The following is a 4,012-nucleotide window of genomic DNA, read 5'->3' on the forward strand; positions in this document are numbered from 1 at the left end:
CCCGCGCCCCGCCCCCCGCCCCCCACCCCCCCCGCCCCCCCCCGGGAACGCACCCGGCCGGAGACGGCCCGCCCGGGTGGGTCAGGGAGGTCAGTACCGCCGTACGGCGTCGAACCGCTTCATCCGTTCCAGGACCGCCTCGGCGGTGGGCTGCGGCATCTCGTCGACGATCCGCCCGTCGGCCAGGAAGAGCACTCGGCCGGCGTGGGCCGCGGCGCCCGGGTCGTGGGTCACCATCACCACCGTCTGCCCCAGGTCGTCGACCGCCCGGCGCAGGAAGTCCAGCAGTTCCAGCCCGGAGCGCGAGTCGAGGTTCCCGGTCGGCTCGTCGGCGAAGACCAGCTTCGGGCGGGAGGCCAGTGCGCGGGCGCACGCCACCCGCTGCTGCTGGCCACCGGAGAGCTGGGCGGGCCGGTGGCCGAGGCGGTCGCGCAGCCGGAGTGTGTCGATCACCGTGTCCAGCCACCGCTGGTCCGGCCCGCGGCCGCCGATGTCCATGGGCAGCGTGATGTTCTCCAGAGCCGTCAGGGTGGGCAGCAGATTGAAGGACTGGAACACGAAGCCGATCTCGTCCCGCCGCAGCCGTGTCAGCTCCGCGTCTCCCAGCCCGGTGATCTCGGCGTCGCCGACCCACACCCTCCCCCCGGTGACGGTGTCCAGCCCGGCCAGGCAGTACATCAGCGTCGACTTGCCCGAGCCGGAGGGGCCCATCACCGCGGTGAACCGGCCTCCGGCGATGTCGACGTCCACCGAATCCAGCGCCACCACGGCCGTCTCGCCGCTGCCGTAGGTCTTGGTCAGCGCTCGGGCCCGGGCGGCGGGCCGCCCGGCCTCCGGCGTCTCGCTCGCCTTCTCCGCGTCAGTGGACACCGCGCCTCCCGCCTCGGCCGGACGGCTCCCCACAGGAGCCGGGACTGACAGGCCCGTACCCGGTGCGGGGCCTTCCATCCACAAGACGGCGCGGGACCGCCCCGGACACCCCGCCGTTCGCCGCCTCCGCCCTTCGCCGCCGTTCGCCGTCCGGCGGTCCCGCGCCGCGTCAGGGCCGCCGCGCACTGCCCAGGACATGCGCCGACACCGGCGTCGGCAGCCCCTTCTCCGGCACCCGCAGCCGCCGCGGGGACACCTCGGTGAAGCCCGCCGCCCCGATCGCGGCCACGGTGTCGCGCGCGGTGTGACAGCCGCCGAACAGGCGCGGCCACACGGTGCGGTCCAGCGTCCGCTGGAGGAGGGCCATGGCGGCGCCGTCGGCCCGGACGTGCTCGTAGAAGCACAGCCGGCCGCCCGGCCGCAGCACCCGGTGGATCTCGGCCAGGGCTCGGTCGGGCTCGCGCACCGAGCACAGCACCAGCGCGACCACGGCCGCGTCGAACACCCCGCCGTCCAGCGGGAGATCCTCCGCGACGCCGGGGACCACCCGGACGGGGACGGCGGCGCGCGCCGCGGCGTCCCGCGCCGTCCGCCGCAGCAGCGGCTCCGGCTCCACCGCCACCACCTCGCGCACGGCGGCCGGGTAGCGGCCGAAGTTCAGGCCGCTGCCCGCCCCGACCTCGACCACCCGGCCGGACAGCCCCGTCAGCAGATCGGCGCGGTGCGCGCCGATCCCGGTCCGCTCGTCCACCGCCGGGGCGAAGCGGGCGTAGTAGCGCGCGAAGACGGGGTGGTGCACGGTGCCGGTCGTGCCGGTCGCGGGCCTGCGGTGAGGAGCCATGAAAGTCCTCCGGAAGGCGCGGTCACCTCGGCGCGGTCTCCCATTCTCCCCCCGCGAGCCCGGCGCCGCCCTTCCAGGAGCCGCCCAGCCGCGGGGAGAGCCAACCCGCCGCACGCCTGCGGAACACCGGCGGCTCCAGCGAGCCCGCACCCTGCGGCAGCAGCCCCGCCAGCGGCGCGCCCGCCGCCACCGGGAGGTCCGCCAGATTGCAGCGGGCCGCGAGACCGGGCTCACGCGGCCAGCTGCCGACCACCACCCCGGCGCACTCCAGGTCCCGGGAGCGCAGCGCCTCGGCCGTCAGCGCCGTCGCGTTCAGGGTGCCCAGCCCGGCCGCGGCGACCACCAGGACCGGGGCGTCCAGCAGCCGCGCGGCGTCGGCGAGGGTCGCCCCCCGGTCGTCGAAGCGCACCAGCAGCCCGCCCGCGCCCTCGACCAGCACCAGGTCGTGCTCCTTCTCCAGCGCCCGCGCCGTCTCCGCCACCGCCTCGGGACGTACCCGGGGCAGGCCGGCGCGGCGCGCCGCCGTCTCGGGGGCCAGCGGCTCGGGGTAGCGGGCGAGTTCCACGGAGGTCACGTCCGCGCCCGCCAGGCGCCGCACCTCGGCCGCGTCCCCCGGCTCGCCCTCGGCCACCCCGGTCTGCGCGGGTTTGAGCACGGCCACCGAGCGGCCCGCCGCCACCGCCGCGGCGGCCAGCGCCGCCGTGGCCACGGTCTTGCCGACCTCCGTGCCCGTCCCGGTGACGACCAGCACCGACATCTCGCGCCTCTCCTCGTTCCTCCGTACGCCGGGACGGTCCCGGCCCGTTCCCGCCCCGGCCCGCTCAGCCTTCTCAGCCCGCGCGCGCCGCCGCGCACACCGCGTCCGCGATCCGCGCCACGTCCTCGTCGCCGGTGACGTAAGGGGGCATGGTGTACACCAGGTCGCGGAACGGCCGCAGCCACACGCCCGCGCGTACCGCCGCCTCGGTGGCCGCCGCCATGTCCACCTCGTGGTCGAGCTGGACCACGCCGATCGCTCCCAGCACACGCACGTCCCGCGCCCCCGTCAGCGCGGCGGCTCCGGCGAGCCCGTCGCGCAGCCCGGCCTCGATCCGCTTCACCTCGCCCGCCCAGTCCTGGGCGAGCAGCAGATCCAGGGAGGCTCCCGCGACCGCCGCCGCCAGCGGGTTGCCCATGAAGGTGGGGCCGTGGGCCAGCACCGGTACCTCGCCGCGCGAGATGCCCTCCGCCACCCGTGTGGTGCACAAGGTCGCGGCCATCGTCAGGTAACCACCGGTCAGCGCCTTGCCCACGCACATGACATCGGGGGCCACCCCCGCGTGACCGGCCGCGAACAGGGAGCCGGTGCGGCCGAAGCCGGTGGCGATCTCGTCGAACACCAGCAGCACGCCGTGCTCGTCGCACGCCTCGCGCAGCACCCGCAGATAGGCGGGGGAGTGGAAGCGCATCCCGCCCGCGCCCTGCACCACAGGCTCCACGATCACCGCGGCCAGCTCACCGGCGTGGGAGGCGACCGCCTCCCTCAGGTGCGCCTCGTAGACCGGGTCGGGGCCGGCGTCGAAGCCGCCCGGCGGGGCGTCCGCGAAGACCTGCTCGGGCAGCGTCCCGGACCAGAGGTGGTGCATGCCGCCCTCGGGGTCGCACACCGACATCGGCTGCCAGGTGTCCCCGTGATAGCCGCCGCGCCAGGTCAGCAGCCGCCGCTTGTCCGGCCGCCCCAGCGAGCGCCAGTACTGCAGGCACATCTTGACGGCGACCTCGACCGACACCGAACCGGAGTCGGCGAGGAAGACGTGCTCCAGCCCCTCGGGGGTGATGTCCACCAGCCGTTTGGCCAGCCGCACGGCGGGCTCGTGGGTGAGACCGCCGAACATCACATGGCTCATCCGCTCCAGCTGGGCGCCCGCCGCCTCGTTGAGCACCGGGTGGTTGTAGCCGTGGATGGCCGACCACCACGACGACATCCCGTCGACCAGCTCCACGCTGCCCCAGGCCGGCCGCGCCAGCCGCAGCCGGACCCCGGAGGCGGAGGAGACGACCAGCGGCTCGGAGCGGCCGGGCATCGGACCGTAGGGGTGCCAGACGTGGCGGCGGTCGAGTTCGGCCAGCTCCTCGGGCGGGATGCCGGGTGCGGGGGAGAGGGGGAGCGGGGCTCCGGCGTCAGGCATTGGGCGGCAGCTCCGTGCCCGCGCCCCGCCGCCGTACCGCCACCAGATCGGTGCGGGCCCGTCCGGGATCCGCCGCGGCGGCCGCACCGCTCCCGCCGTCCCCGGCGCCGCCGCAGGGCCCGCAGCCCCCGCC

The 4,012-nt window shown here is 76.4% G+C and carries 4 protein-coding genes and 1 pseudogene; all 5 read right to left on the bottom strand.

Going from position 1 to position 4,012, the window contains the following annotated elements; genetic code table 11:
- Positions 1-90 precede the first annotated feature (90 nt).
- On the bottom strand, positions 91-870 hold the full coding sequence (locus AC2CJA_RS24970; RefSeq protein ID WP_484604940.1) for an ABC transporter ATP-binding protein: 780 nt from the start codon (positions 868-870) through the stop codon (positions 91-93).
- Positions 871-1,039: 169 nt separating this feature from the next.
- The gene (locus AC2CJA_RS24975) at positions 1,040-1,711 is read right to left on the bottom strand and encodes a class I SAM-dependent methyltransferase (protein ID WP_484604941.1); all 672 of its coding nucleotides are present in this window, start codon (positions 1,709-1,711) and stop codon (positions 1,040-1,042) included.
- Positions 1,712-1,733: 22 nt separating this feature from the next.
- Positions 1,734-2,468 (bottom strand): dethiobiotin synthase, encoded by a 735-nt coding sequence (bioD, locus tag AC2CJA_RS24980; RefSeq protein WP_484604942.1) that lies wholly within the window; start codon positions 2,466-2,468, stop codon positions 1,734-1,736.
- 73 nt (positions 2,469-2,541) lie between these two features.
- Positions 2,542-3,879 carry an adenosylmethionine--8-amino-7-oxononanoate transaminase gene (locus AC2CJA_RS24985; RefSeq protein ID WP_484604943.1) on the bottom strand — a complete coding sequence of 446 codons (1,338 nt, stop codon included), beginning with the start codon at positions 3,877-3,879 and terminating at the stop codon, positions 2,542-2,544.
- Positions 3,872-4,012: pseudogene (locus tag AC2CJA_RS24990) on the bottom strand (biotin synthase BioB); the annotation flags it as partial. The pseudogene AC2CJA_RS24990 and the gene AC2CJA_RS24985, both read right to left, overlap by 8 nt.

It is taken from the genome of Streptomyces sp. ATLC9 (assembly GCF_057196705.1).

What these genes read in the sequence shown, in the direction of transcription:
- AC2CJA_RS24985 (WP_484604943.1), bottom strand. Translation starts at nt 3,879, where the DNA reads ATGCCTGACGCCGGAGCCCCGCTCCCCCTCTCCCCCGCACCCGGCATC.
- AC2CJA_RS24975 (WP_484604941.1), bottom strand. Translation starts at nt 1,711, where the DNA reads ATGGCTCCTCACCGCAGGCCCGCGACCGGCACGACCGGCACCGTGCAC.
- bioD (WP_484604942.1), bottom strand. Translation starts at nt 2,468, where the DNA reads ATGTCGGTGCTGGTCGTCACCGGGACGGGCACGGAGGTCGGCAAGACC.